This window comes from Thermobifida fusca NBRC 14071 = JCM 3263 (assembly GCF_001592045.1).
GTDB lineage: Bacteria > Actinomycetota > Actinomycetes > Streptosporangiales > Streptosporangiaceae > Thermobifida > Thermobifida fusca.
The window spans coordinates 1-17,488 of the sequence record NZ_BCWB01000004.1 but is presented as its reverse complement, the minus strand read 5'-3'; the positions used below and the strand labels follow the sequence as shown (position 1 = coordinate 17,488).

Annotated in this window: 12 protein-coding genes, 1 pseudogene and 1 CRISPR repeat array (1 of these 14 cut by a window edge); of the genes and pseudogenes, 10 read left to right on the top strand and 3 right to left on the bottom strand. The window is 67.9% G+C overall.

All coding sequences use genetic code 11. From position 1 onward, the window contains the following. A CRISPR array of direct repeats spans nt 1–2,009; the repeat unit is 28 nt; unit sequence GGTCCATCCCCACGTGCGTGGGGCTCAC; it reaches 98 nt to the left of the window's first position. A 386-nt stretch (nt 2,010–2,395) separates the two neighbouring features. Together TF1_RS00440 and TF1_RS00435 are read right to left on the bottom strand one after the other, a co-directional pair. Then, nucleotides 2,396–3,199 carry an SDR family NAD(P)-dependent oxidoreductase gene (locus TF1_RS00440; protein ID WP_061783507.1) on the bottom strand — a complete coding sequence of 268 codons (804 nt, stop codon included), beginning with the start codon at nt 3,197–3,199 and terminating at the stop codon, nt 2,396–2,398. 71 nt (nt 3,200–3,270) lie between these two features. Continuing rightward, on the bottom strand, nt 3,271–3,912 hold the full coding sequence (locus TF1_RS00435; RefSeq protein ID WP_011291898.1) for a TetR/AcrR family transcriptional regulator: 642 nt from the start codon (nt 3,910–3,912) through the stop codon (nt 3,271–3,273). 103 nt (nt 3,913–4,015) lie between these two features. Here TF1_RS00435 and TF1_RS00430 point away from each other — a divergent pair, with 103 nt between their 5' ends. Together TF1_RS00430 and TF1_RS00425 are read left to right on the top strand one after the other, a co-directional pair. Further along, a complete protein-coding gene (locus TF1_RS00430; RefSeq protein WP_011291899.1) occupies nt 4,016–6,166 on the top strand; it encodes an acyl-CoA dehydrogenase family protein in 2,151 nt (716 codons plus the stop codon). Beyond that, entirely contained in the window at nt 6,167–7,303 is a 1,137-nt protein-coding gene (locus TF1_RS00425) for an NAD(P)H-dependent flavin oxidoreductase (RefSeq protein ID WP_061783506.1), read from the top strand. A gap of 59 nt (nt 7,304–7,362) precedes the next feature. Here TF1_RS00425 and TF1_RS00420 read toward each other — a convergent pair whose 3' ends face one another. Continuing rightward, the gene (locus TF1_RS00420) at nt 7,363–7,824 is read right to left on the bottom strand and encodes a nuclear transport factor 2 family protein (protein ID WP_011291901.1); all 462 of its coding nucleotides are present in this window, start codon (nt 7,822–7,824) and stop codon (nt 7,363–7,365) included. Nucleotides 7,825–7,979: 155 nt separating this feature from the next. Between TF1_RS00420 and TF1_RS00415 the strand changes: the two genes are divergently transcribed. The 8 genes and pseudogenes from TF1_RS00415 to TF1_RS00380 form a co-directional block, all read left to right on the top strand. Beyond that, nucleotides 7,980–9,431, top strand: coding sequence for an aldehyde dehydrogenase (locus TF1_RS00415; RefSeq protein WP_061783505.1), 1,452 nt, complete (start codon nt 7,980–7,982; stop codon nt 9,429–9,431). A gap of 14 nt (nt 9,432–9,445) precedes the next feature. Next, nucleotides 9,446–10,294: an SDR family oxidoreductase gene (locus TF1_RS00410; protein WP_016188668.1), complete on the top strand. Its 849-nt coding sequence runs from the start codon at nt 9,446–9,448 to the stop codon at nt 10,292–10,294. Continuing rightward, on the top strand, nt 10,291–12,441 hold the full coding sequence (locus TF1_RS00405; RefSeq protein WP_061783504.1) for an acetate--CoA ligase family protein: 2,151 nt from the start codon (nt 10,291–10,293) through the stop codon (nt 12,439–12,441). Before TF1_RS00410 ends, TF1_RS00405 begins: the two co-directional genes overlap by 4 nt. Continuing rightward, on the top strand, nt 12,435–13,223 hold the full coding sequence (locus TF1_RS00400; RefSeq protein ID WP_061783503.1) for an SDR family NAD(P)-dependent oxidoreductase: 789 nt from the start codon (nt 12,435–12,437) through the stop codon (nt 13,221–13,223). The genes TF1_RS00405 and TF1_RS00400 overlap by 7 nt, the downstream gene beginning before the upstream one ends. A gap of 281 nt (nt 13,224–13,504) precedes the next feature. Beyond that, the gene (gene dctP, locus TF1_RS00395) at nt 13,505–14,800 is read left to right on the top strand and encodes a TRAP transporter substrate-binding protein DctP (protein WP_061783502.1); all 1,296 of its coding nucleotides are present in this window, start codon (nt 13,505–13,507) and stop codon (nt 14,798–14,800) included. 88 nt (nt 14,801–14,888) lie between these two features. Further along, complete coding sequence (locus TF1_RS00390; protein ID WP_011291907.1) at nt 14,889–15,425, top strand: TRAP transporter small permease; 537 nt, start codon at nt 14,889–14,891, stop codon at nt 15,423–15,425. Between the two features lie 12 nt (nt 15,426–15,437). Further along, nucleotides 15,438–16,958 carry a TRAP transporter large permease gene (locus TF1_RS00385; RefSeq protein WP_016188669.1) on the top strand — a complete coding sequence of 507 codons (1,521 nt, stop codon included), beginning with the start codon at nt 15,438–15,440 and terminating at the stop codon, nt 16,956–16,958. A 12-nt stretch (nt 16,959–16,970) separates the two neighbouring features. Then, a pseudogene (locus TF1_RS00380) lies at nt 16,971–17,488 on the top strand (cytochrome P450); the annotation flags it as partial.

Below are 17,488 nucleotides of genomic sequence, written 5' to 3'. Positions count from 1 at the left end.
TGGCCTGGCACCTTGTGCGCACCCGGTCCATCCCCACGTGCGTGGGGCTCACCTGCTCGTCCGACACGTCCACATCCGCAGGTGCGGTCCATCCCCACGTGCGTGGGGCTCACAGCCGCACCCCGGCCTTTTCCTTTGCTGTGGACGGTCCATCCCCACGTGCGTGGGGCTCACGTTTTTGCGCATCTGCGCCTTGTACAGCTCCGCGGTCCATCCCCACGTGCGTGGGGCTCACCCAGGGGAGCGTTGACGCCGGCCGGGTGCTTCTGGTCCATCCCCACGTGCGTGGGGCTCACTCCTACAGAGGAGACGATTAGGCGGCAGATCAGGGTCCATCCCCACGTGCGTGGGGCTCACAATCCGGGATTCATAGAGTATCAGTTTCGTAACGGTCCATCCCCACGTGCGTGGGGCTCACCTAAACGCAGCCTGTCCGGATACGTGCGTCACCGGTCCATCCCCACGTGCGTGGGGCTCACAGCCGGACACGGGACATCACCCATAAAGCCCTCCGGTCCATCCCCACGTGCGTGGGGCTCACGCCACCGGTGCGTATCCCGCGCCCATGACGCGCGGTCCATCCCCACGTGCGTGGGGCTCACCGTCCTATCGCCCACTGGGACGCGGTCCATGTTGGTCCATCCCCACGTGCGTGGGGCTCACGTAGGTCTGCACGTACTTGACGGTGCGCCGGTACGGTCCATCCCCACGTGCGTGGGGCTCACGTAGGTCTGCACGTACTTGACGGTGCGCCGGTACGGTCCATCCCCACGTGCGTGGGGCTCACGTGTGGGACCGGCCTATGCCCACCTGGCGCGAAAGGTCCATCCCCACGTGCGTGGGGCTCACGCCCCCCGCCAGGAGGAGGGCCTGCTGCACGTTGGTCCATCCCCACGTGCGTGGGGCTCACACCTCAACCGCTACCCTGCGCCTGGACCTCAGCGGTCCATCCCCACGTGCGTGGGGCTCACGACGTCAACGCCCAGGTGATGCAGCCCCGCCACGGTCCATCCCCACGTGCGTGGGGCTCACGGGCTGGAGCGGGCCCGGTTCATCTCCGCCCAGGGTCCATCCCCACGTGCGTGGGGCTCACATCGTCGCGGTCAACCCGTGCAGCAGCGTCGTCGGTCCATCCCCACGTGCGTGGGGCTCACCACGATCGTCCACATGCGCACCTGGTCCATGCCGGTCCATCCCCACGTGCGTGGGGCTCACGGGCTGGAGCGGGCCCGGTTCATCTCCGCCCAGGGTCCATCCCCACGTGCGTGGGGCTCACAGGAAGTCGCCCAGGGCCAGTGGGAGCCAATCCGGTCCATCCCCACGTGCGTGGGGCTCACGCACACCCCCGGGGTGGCTGTCACGCCGAGGGTGGTCCATCCCCACGTGCGTGGGGCTCACGGCGACCGGGGCTGTGGGAAACCGGTCGCCCGCGGTCCATCCCCACGTGCGTGGGGCTCACTATCGACTCCCAGGAGCTGTCAGAGTGGGCCGCGGTCCATCCCCACGTGCGTGGGGCTCACGACGATGTCCCCAAGCGGGCCGTGGAAAACCTCGGTCCATCCCCACGTGCGTGGGGCTCACGTCGGGGCGACCACCTGTTCCCGGCCGGTTCCCGGTCCATCCCCACGTGCGTGGGGCTCACCTCGCCGTCGATGTCGACGGCGAGATTGTGATCGGTCCATCCCCACGTGCGTGGGGCTCACATGGTCGCCTGTCCCGGATAGCAGGACCACGCCGGTCCATCCCCACGTGCGTGGGGCTCACACCTCCAGCAGCTTCAGACCGGTGTGGTGGTCCGGTCCATCCCCACGTGCGTGGGGCTCACCAGCGCACAACCCGGTACCGCGGTTTTCCCCAAGGTCCATCCCCACGTGCGTGGGGCTCACACCGCGGTTTGAGCGGGGGGTCAAACCCCCCGCTGGTCCATCCCCACGTGCGTGGGGCTCACTGCGGCCCGCAGCACCGCCGCAGCGCCGTACCGGGTCCATCCCCACGTGCGTGGGGCTCACAGAAGCTGACCTGCAATTTTGTGGAGCGTTATCTCCTCGTTATTAATCTTGCAGGCGGCTTCATCATACAGATCACTCTAGATCGTTTTCAGTGGATGCGCTCTCTCGCGACTGATTTGTCCTTTTTGTGTGTATTTAAGAATGGCTGTTGTCCGTTGGCTGGGGTGGGGATTCACGGGCTATCTTCAAGCCGTTGAATATCAGTGGCGGGAAGCGGGGGAGGAGCATCCCGCGCTTCCCTTAGTGCGTTGGTAGCGCGCGGCAACGACCGGCAGGGCCTGCCGCACCCGTTAGTCCGCTGCGCGCTGAATAGCGGATCGATACCGTCCTCAACAGCCGCCTTCGGATTGACGATGGGGAAGCAGTTGGGGCGGCTGCCACGAGGGTCAGTCGGTGGGAATGGTCCCTACCGCGCCGCGTCCGCCGTCAACGGGGTAGATGCCCCCGGTGATCCAGGCGGCTTCGTCGCTGGCGAGGAAGAGGGCGAGGGAGGCGATCTCCTCCACTGTGCCGAGACGGCCCAGGGGGTAGTTGCGTGCGGCGATAGCGTTGGCTTCCTCGACGCTGCTGGCGGTCAGGCCGCGCTTTTGACGGGACAGTTCCACCAGCGGGGTGTAGACCCCGCCCGGGCAGATCGCATTGACCCGGATGTTGTGGGGTGCGTAGGCGGCGGCCATTTGCCGGGTCATGGAGATCACGCCGCCTTTGGCTGCGGCGTAGGGGAAGATGCCGGGGATGCCGATGAGCCCGCCGACGCTGGCCTGGTTGATGATGACCCCGCTGCGGCGTTCGACCATGTGCGGCAGCGCGTATTTGGAGGTCAGCCAGACGCCTTTGAGGTTGATGGCGATGACCCGGTCCCATTCTTCTTCGGTGGTGGTGTGGGCGTCGCCGGAGCCGGGGATGCCCGCGTTGGCGAAGACGATGTCGATGCGGCCGAAGTGTTCCAGCGTGGTGGTAGTCATTCGTTCCGCGTCGGCAGCGGAGGACACGTCGGCGGTGAGTGCGAGGGCGGTGCCGCCTGCGGCGGCGATGTCGTCAGCGGCGCTGTGGGCAGCGTCAGCGTTGCGGTCGACGCAGACCACGGAGGCTCCTTCAGCTGCGAAACGCAGGGCGCTGGCGCGTCCGAATCCCGATCCGGCTCCGGTGATGAGTGCGATCTTGTCCGTCAAACGGCCTGAAATGGCCATGGGTGCCTCCTGAAAACGCCGACAACACACCAAAAACAGTTCATTTGATTATCAGCAAATCGGTGTGGTGTCTATAGCCGGGCGGATTCCTCAACGCCGCGTTCCGCGGTGTACTCCTGCAGGGAGGAGAGGAGGAAGTCGACGAGCTGTCGGGCATAGCGGCGCCGCGCGTCGGTTTGGGAGCGGATGTGCTCCGGGGCGGCGATCGAGTGGTTGACGATTGCGCCGTGGAGGGCGTCGAGCAGCACCCCTATGGGGGTGTGCGGGCTGAGTTCTCCGCGGGCAACGGCCCGTTTGACGATGGCTCGGGAGGCGCGGATCTGCGATTCGCGGACCCGGTTCCAGCGTTCGGTGATGTCCGGGATGATGTGCGATTCGACGGCCATGCGCCGGGCAGCTAGTCCGTGGGGGCCGCAGAACAGGTCGAGGAGGAGGTCGGCGAACTCTACGAGGTCGGCGCGGACGTCGCCGTTGTCGATTTCAGCGATGGGGGCGAATCTGCTGGCGACGGCTTCGGTGAGGAGGTCGGCTTTGCTGCTCCAGCGCAGGTAGAGGGAGGCTTTGCCGACTCCGGCGGTGCGTGCCACGGCTTCCATGCTGAAGCCGGACCAGCCGGAGAGGCCGAACACCTGCAGGGCGGCTTCGATGATGCGCCGGTCGACGTCCGGGTCGCGGGGACGGCCGCCGCGGTCTTTGGGTGCGGGCAGGTTCATGGGTTCCAGACTCGCATATCTCGGGTCGCAGGGGTTGACTTACTGAACAGGTGCCGTTCATTATCAGGGTTAATGTACGGCAACCGTTCAGTAAAGAGGGGACGTGGCTACCGGAATCCGCGCTGAGGCCGAGGACTTCGGCCACACTGTTGCTGCTGTTCTCGACGCCCGGTGGGGGAATGCCACCGCGGCTCCCCACGGCGACCTCGCCGGGGTGTGGCAGGCCGCCGTCGAGCACGGCTGGTTCGAACTCGCCTCTGAGCGGGCTCTGGACTTCCTCATCGCCGCGGTGCGCGCGCTTGGCGTCCGCGCCTGCCCGCTGCCGCTCGTTGACGGCTACGTGGCCGGGCTGCTGCTCGGCGCCGACGTTAGTCGGCGGATTGCTTCCGGGCAGGTGCGACCGGTCGTGGCGGTCACCGGCACGGTGGATACGGACACGGTCCACCACTGCGAGGCCGCGCCGTGGGCCACCCACGTTCTGCTGCTGCACCCCGCAACGGGCCGGGTGCGGCTCGCCCCGATCGCTCAGGTCGAGCCCACACCTGGGCTGGCCGTGCCGTCCTGGTCACGGGTGACGGTCGCCGCACCGGAAGCAGAGATGCGGGTTGAGCCTGCGGTGGTCGAGGACGCGCTTGCGGTGTGGACGCTGGGACTGGCGGTGCGCGCGCTTGCCGCGGCGGAGCGCAGCCACGAACTCGCGGTCGCCCACGCCACCACGCGGGAGCAGTTCGGCAGGGTCATCGGCGGTTTTGGGGCGGTGCAGCAGCGGACCGCTGCCTGCCACATCGACGTGGCCGCCTCGAACGCGCTGGTGGCTGACGCGGTCGGCCACGGCCTGGCGGGCAGCGGGGAGTGGACGCTGGCCGCGGCACTGGCGGTGCGCCACATCAGCGATGTGGTTACGTCGATCATGTTCGGAGCGCAGCACACCCTGGGCGCGGTCGGTTTTTTCGAGGAGCACGAGGCGGCTTGGCTGTTCCGTCGCGTGCACGCCGATGTGGTCCGGTTGCGCGCGGTGTCCCGGTACGCGCTGCGGGTCAGCCGTGCCCTGGTGGAGCGGGGCCGTTCCCTGCCGTCCTTCCACTTGGGGGAGGCTGCGGAGCGGTTCCGCGCCGAGGTGCGTGCGCTGCTTGCCGAGCACCGCACGGTGGACGAGCACGGCCGGGAGGAGTACGACCGGGAAGGTCTGCGCGCAGCCATGGCGGAACGCGGACTGTTCAGTCTCGGCTGGCCTGAGGAGCTGGGTGGTCGGCGGGCTGGGGTTGCCGAGCGGGCCGTGCTGAATGAGGAGATGAAGTATGCGTGCGGCCCGGTGGACCGGGCGATGAGCGCCACCATGCTGCTCGGACATTCGATCCTGCGGCACGGCACCCCGCAGCAGCAGGCCGAGTTCTTGCCGTTGATCCGGCGCGGTGAGCTGCGTTTCTGCTTGGGCTACAGCGAACCGGAGGCCGGGTCGGATCTGGCGTCGCTGCGGACGCGGGCAGTGCGGGACGGCGACCACTGGGTGATCAACGGTCAGAAGGTGTGGACGACCCGGGCGCACACGGCCAGCCACGTGTGGTTGGCGGTGCGGACCGACCCGGATGCGGTGCCGCGCCACGCGGGCATCACGATTTTCCTGGTGCCGATGGACACGCCGGGGATCACGGTCCAGCAGCACACCGCGCTGTCCGGCGAGGTGTCCTGCACGGTTTTCTACGACAACGTGCGGGTGCCGGACAGTATGCGCGTGGGCGAGGTCAACGGCGGGTGGCGGGTGATCACGGACGCGTTGGCCGCCGAGCGGGTCGTCATGGGCGGGGTTGCGGCCACGCTGCTCCGGCAGCTCGACGACCTGTTGGGTTATCTGCGTGCTGATCCGCAGCGGCTGCTCGGTGCTGAGGATTCGGCAGCCCGGGACCGGTTGGAAGGGTTGGCGGCCCGGCTGCAGGCGACCCGGGCCTTGGTGTTGGAAGCGACCCGGGCGATGGCGGAAGGCAAGGCGTCGGATCTGGCTGCCCCCATGGCGGGGGTGTTGGGCGGGGAGCTTGCCGAGGATTTCGGTCAAGGCGTGCTGGAGCTGCTGGGGCCGGAGGCTGCTTTGGGAGCAGAAGTGCCCGGGGTTCCCGGCCACGGAGTGTTCGAACGGGCTTTGCGCACGTCGCCGATGTTCGTGATCGGTGGCGGTACCAACGACATCCAGCGTGCGATCATCGCGCGCGGCCTGGGGCTGCCGCGGGAAGAGCGTGCGGTGCGGGCGAAGGGGCGGTAGATGCGGACGGCGTTGACGGAATTGTTCGGTATCGACGTGCCCCTCGTCGGGTTCAGTCGGTCTCCGGCGGTGGTCGCGGAAGTGTCGAAGGCCGGCGGGCTGGGGGTGCTGGCCGCCACCGCGTACGGGCCGGAGGAGTTGGACGTCCAGCTCACGTGGATTGAGGAGCAGGTGCGGGGGCGCCCTTACGGGGTGGATGTGCTGGTGCCCGCATCGACAGTGGGGGACCGGCGGGAACTGGTGGCGAGGCTGCGCGCGCAGATCCCTGCCGAGCACATCGAGTTCGTCCGCTCACTGCTGGAGAAGTACGGGGTGGAACCGGGGGATCTGGCCCGGGGACATGGTGCAGCTGACGACCAGGTGGTGGGGGTTGCGCCTGAGGGGGTGGAGGCCCTCGTGGATGTGGCGTTCTCCCACGATATTGCGCTGATCGCGAATGCGCTGGGCCCTGCACCGCCGTTCCTGGTGGAGCGGGGCAAGCGGGAAGGGGTGGTGGTGGCCGCGCTGGTGGGGAATGCGCGGCATGCGGCCCGCCAGTTGGATGCGGGGGTGGATCTCCTGGTCGCTCAGGGCACGGAGGCGGGGGGACACACCGGCACGGTGGCGACCATGGTGCTCACCCCGGAGATCGTGGAGTTGGCGGGAGCTACCCCGGTGCTGGCGGCGGGTGGGATCGCTTCCGGACGGCAAATGGCCGCTGCTCTTGCGCTGGGTGCGGCGGGTGTGTGGTGCGGGTCGGTGTGGCTCAACAGTGTGGAGGACATTACCCCCGACTACATCAAGCGGAAGTTCCAGGCTGCGGAAAGCACGGACACTGTGCGGTCGCGGACGCGGACCGGTAAGCCGGCGCGGCAGTTGCGGAGTGCCTGGCATGACGAGTGGGAGCGTCCGGATGCTCCGGAACCGTTGGGGATGCCGTTGCAGATGATGCTGGCCAAGGACGCGTGGCAGCGCATTGATGCGGCGGCGGAGCAGGGGGTGGCGGGCGCGAACGCGTTGGGGTCGTTTTTTGTTGGCCAGGTGGTGGGGTCGTTCGGGGAGTTGCGTCCTGCAGCGCAGATTGTCGCTGACATGGCGGCGGAGTGTGCCGAGTGCATCACTGGCCTGCAGCGGGTGATTCACGGGGGTGCGGCATGACCGTGGGCTGGGTGGAGCAGAGCCGCCTGGCGGGGTGGGTTCGGCCAGGCGGCGCGGGCTCAGGCGGGCCAGCCGGTGTGCAGGTCGGTGCCGACGTGCAGCTCGATGGTTTTCTCGGCGATCAGCGGGGTGCCGTCGACGATGCGGATGCGGTCGAGGTAGGTGCCCCAGCCGAGGACCGAACGGTTGGTGCCGCGACCGGTGAAGAGGAAGTAGGAGGCGATCTCGACCAGGCCTGGGGCCAGCCACGTGGTGTGGGGCGAGGTGATGAAGTGCCGTTTCTCAGAGGGGTCGCGTTCCAGGAGTCGGCGGTAGAAGTCGGCGATGCTGGTGCGGCCTACGGCGGTGCCGCGCCCGGTGCGGAGGATGCCGTCGTCGGTGAACAGGGCGGCGACCGCTTCGGGGGTGGGGTTGTCCAGGGTGGCTGCGTAGCGGTGCAGGTGGTTGCGGGCGATTTCCATCTCTTCGAGGCGGCGGAGGCGTTCTACCAGGGTGTGCAGGGTGGGGTCTGCGGCGGTCACAGTCTCTCCTTTGGGTGCGCGGACGGGCGGTTTCCTGGGGCGGTTGGGCAGCGGAAGCCCTTGACCCACCCTCATTAATGTGATTAATATCATAATTATCATTACTATTGTTTGTGTGGGGGAGTCACCTTCGGGTGAGGAGAGGGGAGGAACAGGTGTCACTCACGGAGCGTCCCCAGCTCTTCATCGGCGGACGCTGGGTTGACAGCAAAGGCGGCCGGAAAGTCGACGTGCACAACCCGGCAACCGGGGCCTACGTCGGCAGCACGGTCCTGGCTTCGACTGCCGACATCGACGCTGCGGTCGCCTCAGCCCGCGCTAGTTTCAACTCCGGGGTATGGGCCAACACTCCGCCTGAGGAGCGTGCCGCTGTCCTGCACCGTGCCGCCGACCTGCTCGAGGAACGCGCCCCGGAGCTCGCCAAGCTCATCACCTCGGAACTGGGCTGCCCCATCTGGTTCAGTGAGCGCGCCCACGTCCCCAACCCCATCCGCCACCTGCGCTACTACGGCACCCTCGCCAAAGACTTCGCCTACGACGAGCGCCGCAGCGACGGCACCAACACCAGCCTCGTCACCCAGGTCCCCATCGGGGTCGTTGCCGCCATCACTCCCTGGAACGGGCCGTTGAGCACCCCGTCCCTCAAAGTCGCCCCCGCGCTCGCCGCAGGCTGCTCGGTCATCCTCAAACCGCCGCCGGAAACCCCGCTCACCGCCTACAACCTCGCTGACGCGCTGAGCCAGGCCGGGCTGCCCGACGGGGTCCTCAACATCGTCCCCGCCGACCGGGAGGAAGGCGCCTACCTTGTCAGCCACCCCGACGTCGACAAGGTCGCCTTCACCGGAAGCTCCGCCGCGGGCAAGAAGATCATGGCCGCCTGCGCTGAACGGATCGCCCGCGTCACCCTGGAACTCGGCGGCAAATCCGCTGCGATCATCCTCGACGACGCGGACGTCGACACGGTCGTCCCCGCGCTCCTGCCGATGGCGTTCATGGTCAACGGCCAGGCCTGCATCGCCCAGACCCGGCTGCTGGTCCCCCGCTCCCGCAAAGACGAGTTCATTGACGCGTTCGCCCAAGCCGTGGCTGCGCAGCGGGTCGGCGACCCGATCGACCCGGCCACGCAGATCGGCCCCATGGTGAGCAGACGCCAGCAGGAGCGCGTCGAAGGCTACATCGCCACCGGACGCCAGGAAGGCGCCCGGGTCGTTGTCGGCGGCGAGCGGCCCTCCCTGCCTTCTGAGCTGGCGGGCGGCTGGTTCGTCGCCCCCACCCTGCTCGCCGAAGTGCACAACTCGATGCGCGTCGCCCAAGAGGAGATCTTCGGGCCCGTGCTCGCCGTCATCGAATACGACGGGGACGACGAGGCGGTCGCTATCGCCAACGACTCGGTCTACGGCCTGTCCGGATCGGTGTGGAGCAGCGACGAGGAACGCGCGCTGGCGATCGCCCGGCGGATGCGCACCGGCATGGTCAGCATCAACGGTCGGCCCCAGGCCGCCAACTCGCCTTTCGGCGGTTTCAAACAGTCCGGCATCGGCCGGGAGATGGGCCCCGAAGGTTTCCACGCCTACCTGGAAACCATGTCCATCGCTGTCGGCTCCTGACCTCGGAGGACACCATGACCCAACGCCTGCGAGGACGTGTCGCGGCGATCACCGGCGGAGCCAGCGGGATCGGGGAAGCCACCGTGCGGCGCTTCCACACCGAAGGGGCGAGCGTGGTCATCGCCGACATCCAAGCGGAAGCGGGCCGGCGCCTGGCCGACGAACTGGGCGACCGCGCAGTGTTCGTCCGGACCGACGTCAGCGAGGAAGCGGACGTGGCTGCGCTCGTCGACACCGCAGTGGACCGCTTCGGGCAGCTCGACATCATGGTCAACAACGCCGGGATCATGGGTGCGCTCGGCCCAATCGACGCCACCCGCATGTCCGACGCCGACCTCACCATCGCAGTCAACTTGCGCGGCGTCATCTGCGGGATGAAGCACGCCGCCCGCGTCATGAAACCCCGGCGCAGCGGTGTCATCATCTCCACGTCCAGCCCGGCTGGAGTGCTCGGCGGGATCGGACCGCACATCTACAGCGCGGTCAAAGCCGGCATCATCGGCCTGTCGAACTCGGTAGCCGCGGAACTACGCCAGCACGGGATCCGGGTCAACACGATCATCCCCGGCTCGGTGGTGTCCCCCATGACCGCGGGCATCGTCGTCGACGATGCGCACAACCTCGCCGGAGCCCAGGAAGTGCTGGGCCGCACCGCGCTCCTGGGGCGCCCCATCCAACCCGCGGACGTGGCCGCCGGAATCCTCTACCTGGCCAGCGACGACGCCGCGTTCGTCACCGGCGCGGTCCTGCCGGTGGATGCGGGGCTGACCGGGGCGAGCTGGCCTTCGCCCTACACGTCGGGACGCTACGCAAAGCCCGTGGCCCTGCTGGAGGCCGGGCGGCGCATCGGAGGAGAGGAGTGACCGCCGTGGTGACCCCCCAGCGGTTGCGGGAGTTCTTCCACCCCCGTTCGTTTGCGCTCATCGGCGCGAGCGACAAGTCGACCTTCTCCGCGCTGCTGTACCGCAACCTGGTCGCGGCCGGCCACGGCGAGGTGACCTACCTGGTCAACCGCCGGTCGGACCAGGTTCATGGGCGGCGCGCGTATGCGAGCTGCCGTGACATCGGGTGCCCCGTCGACCTGGCTTTCGTCATGGTGCCCGCGCCCGCGGTCGGCGACGCCCTGCGCGACGCCGCCGCGGCCGGGGTGCGCAGCGCGCTCGTGCTCAGCTCCGGCTATGCCGAGGCAGGCGAAGAAGGGCGGCGCCGCCAGCGTGAACTGGTGGAGCTTGCCGCCGAGCTCGACCTGCTGCTGCTCGGCCCTAACGTGCTGGGGTTCACCAACGTGGCGGCGGGCGTGCCCGCCATGGTGCTCGCCGACCCGCCCACGACACCCGGCGGGGTTGCCCTTATTTCGCAGAGCGGCGCGAGCTGCGGTGCAATGAAAGACTTCGCGGCGCTGGCCGGGGTGGAACTGTCCTATGTGATCACCGTCGGCAACGAAGCGATGATCACTGTCGGGCATCTGATCGACTACCTCGTCGACGACGAGCACACTCGGGCCATCGCGGTGTTCATGGAAGGGATCCGTGAACCCGAGGTGTTCGCCGCGGCGGCCCGCCGTGCCGCGGAAGCGGGCAAAGCCGTGGTCGTCCTTAAAGCGGGCCGCAGTGAACTGGCTGCGCGGACCGCTGCCTCACACACCGGGGCGCTGGTCGGCGACGACCGGGTCGTCGACGCCGTGTTCGCCCGCCACGGGGTCATCCGGGTCGACACGATCGAGTCGATGCTGGTCACCGCCGGGGTGGCAGCGCACACCGGGCCCTTGGCCCGGCCGGGGGTGGGCGTGGTCTCCATCTCCGGCGGGGCCTGCGACATTCTCGCGGACCTCGCCCAGGCCGCTGGAGCAGCCCTCCCCGAGTTCACGGCGGAGACGACGGAGCGGCTGCGCACGGTGATGCCCTCCTACGGGAGCGTGCACAACCCGCTGGACATCACGGGCGCCGCCATCCTTGACCCGTCCCTGTGGGAGGAAGCGGTCGCCGCGGTCGGCAACGACCCCAATGTGGGGGTCGTGGTCGCGGTCAACAGCCTGCCCTGGCGGGACAGCAGTGAACCGTTCTACGGGCAGAAGTATGTGAACGCGATCGGTGCGGGCGCAGCACGCTCCGCCGCCCCCGTCCTCTACCTCACCCAGGTGACGCAGCCGATCGGCGCCCAGGCCCGGGCTGTCCTCGACGAGGGCGGGGTGGCGCACGTTGTCCCCGGCCTGCACTTGGGCATTACGGCCCTGGCGCACCTGGCGCGCTGGTCGCAGGACCGCGAACAGATCCTCCGTGAGGTGGTGCCGCCGCCACGGCGCATCCGTGACATGGATCCTGTCCCGCTGTCGGAGGTTGCGGTCCGCGCCCTGCTGGAGGAGGCCGGCGTTCCCGTGGTGCCCGCCCGCCACGTCCACTCGGCGGAGGAGGCCGAGGCGGCAGCCCGCGCCTTCGGGGGCCGGGTAGCGATGAAGATCGTCTCCGCGGACCTGCCGCACAAGAGCGACGTGGGCGGGGTACGGCTGAATGTGGACGCTGCGGCGGCAGCCGCTAGCTACGACAGCCTGCTGGCGGAGTGCACGGCGAAAGCCCCGCATGCCCGGCTTGACGGGGTTCTGGTCTCCCCGATGCGGGATACGGGACTGGAACTGCTGGTGGGCGTAACGCGGGACCCCCAGTGGGGGCTGGTGCTGGCTGTCGGTTTGGGCGGGGTGTTCGTCGAGGTCCTCGACGATGTCGCCCTCACTCCGCTGCCGGTCTCCCCGGACCGGATCCGCGCCTTGGTGGAGAGTCTGCGCGGCGCCGCCCTGCTGCATGGGGTGCGGGACCAGCAGGCAGCTGATCTTGCCGCACTGTCTGCGACGGTCAGCGCGGTCGGCCGGCTCGCCGAGGAGCTCGGGCCGCGCCTGGAATCCCTGGAGATCAATCCGCTGCGTGTTGCCGGGGACCGCATCGAAGCCTTGGACGCGCTCATCACCTGGCGCGATGCCGCCCCCGCGGCCGTGGGAAAGGAGAGTCGTGCATGCTGACCGACAAAAGAGTCCTCGTCACCGGGGCTGGCGGCGGGATCGGGCGGGAGATCGCGGTGGAAGCGGCCCGGCAGGGCGCGGCCTGGGTGACTGTTGCGGACCTCAACCCGGCCGCGGCCGCTGAGACCGCGGAAATGGTTGCAGGGGTCGGGGCGCGCGCTCACGCGGTCGCCGTTGACCTGGCGGATTCCGCTCAGGTGCGGCGCATGGTGGAGGAGGCTGTGGCTGCGGGAGGCGGGCTGGACACACTCGTCAACAACGCTGGCGTGCTGGACTCGGCTTTCACCGACACCCCCACGGTGGAGGAGCTGCCGGAGGAGGCATGGGACCGGGTTTATGCCGTCAACGTCAAAGCGGTCTGGCTGGCCACCAAGTTCGCGGCACCCCATTTGCGGGCCTCGGAGCACGGCCCGTCTGTGGTGAACGCGGCGTCGGTAGCGGGGATGACCGGCTACGGTTCCCCGGCCTACGCGTCGAGCAAGGGCGCGGTCATCCAGCTCACCCGTTCCATGGCGATTGCGCTCTCACCGCAGGTGCGCTGCAACGCCTACTGCCCCGGGTCGATTGAGACTCCGATGAGCCGGGCGTACCTGGAGGCGAGCGAGGACCGGGAAGCGCGGCTGCGCTCCATGATCGGCGCGCATTTGATCCCCCGTTTCGGCAGGCCCAGCGAGGTCGCCAAAGTGGTGTGCTTCCTCGCGTCCGACGATGCTTCCTTCGTCACCGGCGGGATTTTTCCCGTGGACGGGGGGACAACTGCCTGGCGCGGGCTTCGAGAGTAGGCGAGGGCTGTCGGACGCGGGCGTGCTCCGTGGCGAAAACACGAACACGGAGACCGCTTCAGTCTGCCGTGACCAGCATATATCACTCTAAGTAATCACATGTGGGCGGAGTGGCTGAAGTGAAAATTGCTGCTCAGGAACTCTTGACCGACGCCCAAACAAGGCTAATGATGATCATTAGCTTGGTGATATAGATCACTCGTTTGTCGAGTGTTGTGCGTCGTCGGCACCGCGGAGCCGTTGCCTCACAACCCCCCAAATCCAACCAACGGAGTTCACTCATGGTCACACGACGTGGAAACAAGGGTGCCGCCACTGCGGCATCCTGTCTCGCCCTCGGCGTGGTGGGCGCACTCACCCTCACAGCCTGCGCCGACACAGCAACCAGCGCCGGTGGCGGCTCCGGCCAGGGCGTCGAATACGGGGCCAGCAAAGAGGAGTACCAGGCCGCCTTCGCCGACCTGGACACCATCACCCTGACCACCCAGAGCCCCGCCCCCAAAGGCTCGGTGACCGGGGCGAACGTCGAAGCCTACTTCGAAGCCCTCACCGAATGGTCCGGCGGCAAACTGCAGTTCGACATCGCCTACGCCAACGCGATCGTCGACCCCGCTGAAGCCGACGACGCGCTGATCGACGGCCGCCTCGACATCGCCCAAGTCCTGCCGATCTACGAACCAGCGGAATACCCGGCCAACGCGGCCCTCATCGAAGCCAGCTTCCTCTCCGACCACAGCGTCGTCGTCGGCGCCCTGCAGTCCAACGCCTGGCCGCTCGAAGTCGCCTTCAACACCCCCGAGGTCATGCAGGAGTACGAGGACAAAGGCATCAAACTCCTGCTGCCGTCCTACAACTCCGGCTCCAACGCGCTGTTCTGCAGCAAGGAACGCCGCAGCCTCAAAGACCTCAAAGGCATGCAGGCCGCGGCCGGCGGACAAGCCCAGACCAAGGAGATCGAAGCCCTCGGCGGATCCGCCGCCTCCGTCGCCTACCCCGAGCTGTACGAGAGCCTGCAGCGCGGCGTCGTCGACTGCAGCGTCTCCAGCCTCACCGTGGGTGTCCTCGGCGGATTCATCGAAGCCGCCCCGCACGTCGTCGTCGACCCCGAGGCAGGCTTCGCGCTGGCCCCCGGCGCCATGGCCATCAGCCAAGCCACCTGGGACTCGCTGCCCCTCGTCGCCCAGCAGCTCATGTGGGACCGTCTCGACGTCTTCCTCAGCAGCAACATCTCCGACAAGATCTGGCCGAACATCGTCGAAGCCTCCAAGCAGGCCGCCGACGCCGGCGGCTCCATCGAAGTCTTCGAAGAAGACGCCCGCAAGGCTCTCAACGACGTCAACGCCGAACTCCTCGAGGAGCTGAGCACCACCCCGGCCATCGAGGACGGTGACGCGTTCGTCGCGCGGATCAAGGACGCGTCCGCCAAATGGTCGACGATCGTCGAAGACGAGCTCGGCTACACCAACGAGACCGACTACAACGGCTTCGCCGAGTGGTACACCGAGGACGCGGTCGACCTCGACCCCTACGTGGCCAAGGTCTTCGAGGAGATCCTCCTCGAACACCGCCCGTCGTGATCACGCCCCTCACCCCCGCACGGTCCGGGGCGGACCCCCGCCCCGGACCCCCTCGCCTCCTCACCGCTGTCCATTCCGCGGAGATGCCATGAGCGCACCATCGAAGCCCAAGGGCCGCCGCATCGCCGAACTCCTCATCGAAGTCCCCGCCGTAGTCGTGATGTTCGTGATGATGTTCCACATCACGGCCAACGCCCTGCTGCGCTTCTTCGCCAACAGCCCGCTGCCCAACACGTTGGAATACGTGCAGTACTGGTACATGCCGATCGTCGCCCTACTCGGGTTCGTCGCCGCGCAACTACGCGGCCAGCACATCGCGGCAGACCTGGTCTTCCGCATGCTGCCCCGGGCAGCCAAGCCCTACGTCACCGCGGTGGGCTGTGCGGCGAGCGCGCTCCTGGCCGCAGGGTTCGCCTGGTACGGCTGGCAGGAAGCCGTGCACGCCTGGGAGATCACGATGACCGCCGGGGTCAGCGACGTCATCTCCTGGCCCGTCTACTTCCTCGTCCCCCTCGCCTTCGCCAGCCTGACCGTGCAGTTCGCGTGGGCCACCGTGCGGGCTATCCGCCACCCCGACGCCGACGAGGACGACGAGCAACCGGGTACTGAGCCCGCTGCCGCGTAGTTGGAGACCACCATGACGAGCGCAACCGAAACCAGCGCGACCCTCGACAACACCAACCCGGCACGCTCCACGGAATCCACCGGAACGGTGAAAGAAGGCCGCCGGCCGTGGATCGTGGCCGCAGTGACGCTGATCGTCCTCGGCGGCTCCGCGGTCTGCGTGTTCCTTCCCCTCGTCCCCGAAGCCATCGGGGCCATGGCCTGCGTCATGATGCTGGCCCTGCTGTTCCTGCGGGTGCCGGTCGCCGTGGCCATGCTCATCCCCTCACTGCTCGGCCTGTACGCCCTGCGGGGGATGCCGCTGATCGAAAGCACCTTCAGCAAGCTGGTCTACAACGGTGTCGCCGAGTGGACCCTCAGCGTGGTCCCCATGTTCGTCCTCATGGGGCTGCTGCTGTGGCGGTCCGGCATGACCGACAGCATCTACCTGGCGGGACGCCACTGGCTCAACTGGCTGCCCGGCGGACTCGCCGTGGGCACCAACGTCGCCGGAACCGGCCTGGCCGCGGTGAGCGGCTCCTCCGTCGGCACCGCCTACGCCCTGGCCCGCATGGGCATCCCCGAGATGCTCAAAGCCGGATACGACCGCAGGATGGCGATCGGCGCGGTCATCGTCGCGGGCCTGCCCGGCCAGCTCATCCCGCCCAGCATCATGCTGGTGATCTACGCCGGCATCGCCGAGGTGCCCATCGGCCCGCAACTGCTCGCCGGTATCGGCCCCGGCCTGCTCGTGGCCGTCATGTTCACCCTGATGATCGTCGGCTTCGCCGTCGTGCGGCCGGAACTGGTCGGCAAGACCAAAGGCGCGGCAGTCGCACAGGACCAGACCACCTGGAAGGAGCGCCTGGTCAGCCTCGTCCGGATCTGGCCGGTGCCGCTGCTGATCGTCCTCATCATCGCCGGCATGTTCTCCGGTGTGTTCACCGCCACCGAAGTGGGTGCCGCCGCCGCCCTGTTCTCGCTCATCGTCGCCCTGATGTGGAAGCGCAAGAACCGGCCGTTTGCCGCCGTGGTGGAATCGGCGGTGGCCACCGTCAGCAGCGTCGGCGCGATCTTCTTCATCCTCATCGCCGCGGCCGCCCTGACCAGCCTGCTCACCCTCACCGGCATCAGCACCGGCATGGCCGACGCCGTGGAAAGCCTCGGCCTGGGCCGGGTGCAGTTCCTGCTGGTCATGGTGGTGGTCTACCTGATCCTCGGCATGTTCATGGACCCCATGGCCATCATGGTCCTGACCATTCCGATCCTGATCCCCACCCTGAACTCGCTCGACATCTCCCTGCTGTGGTTCGGCGTGTTCACCGTGTTCATGGGAGAACTCGCCGTGGTCACGCCGCCCGTCGGCATCCTCGCCTTCATCATCCACGGAATGGTCAAAGACCCCGACGTGAACATGGGGCACAAGATCAGCCTCAAAGACGTGTTCGTCTCCGTCGGCTGGTTCCTGCCCATGGCGATCGCTGTCGCGGTGATCCTCATCCTCGTCCCGGAGATCGCCACCTTCATCCCCGACATGGCAGCCGCACAGAAGTAGGAGGAGCCTGTCATGCCCGCACCCATCCGCATCCAGCAGTGCCCGGTCAGCCACACCGACTTCAGCACGGACACGGAAATCTACGGCCACTACGCGATGCTCGACGCGGAGCGGGAAGCCAGCCGGTTCCGGTTCAACGACACCACCGACCGCGGCTTCCTCATGATCCAGCGCTACGACGACGTCGTCGAAGGCTTCCAGCACCACGAGACGTGGACCACCAAAGTCCGCAGCGCCATCAACCCTGACTCCCGTTCCGGCACGGCACTGCTGCCCCAAGACCTCAACGGGGAAGCCCACGCCAAACTCCGCCGGGTCCTCAACCCGTTCTTCTCCCCAGCCGCAGTCCGCCGCATGGAACCCATGGCGGTCGCACGCTGCATCGAACTGATCGAAGAACTCCAACCCAAGGGAAGCTGCGACTTCGTCGCCGAGTTCGCGATCCGCTACCCCACCGACCTCTTCCTCGCCCTGCTCGGGCTCCCCGTCAGCGACGGCGAGTTCTTCCTGCCCTGGTCGGAGACGGTCTT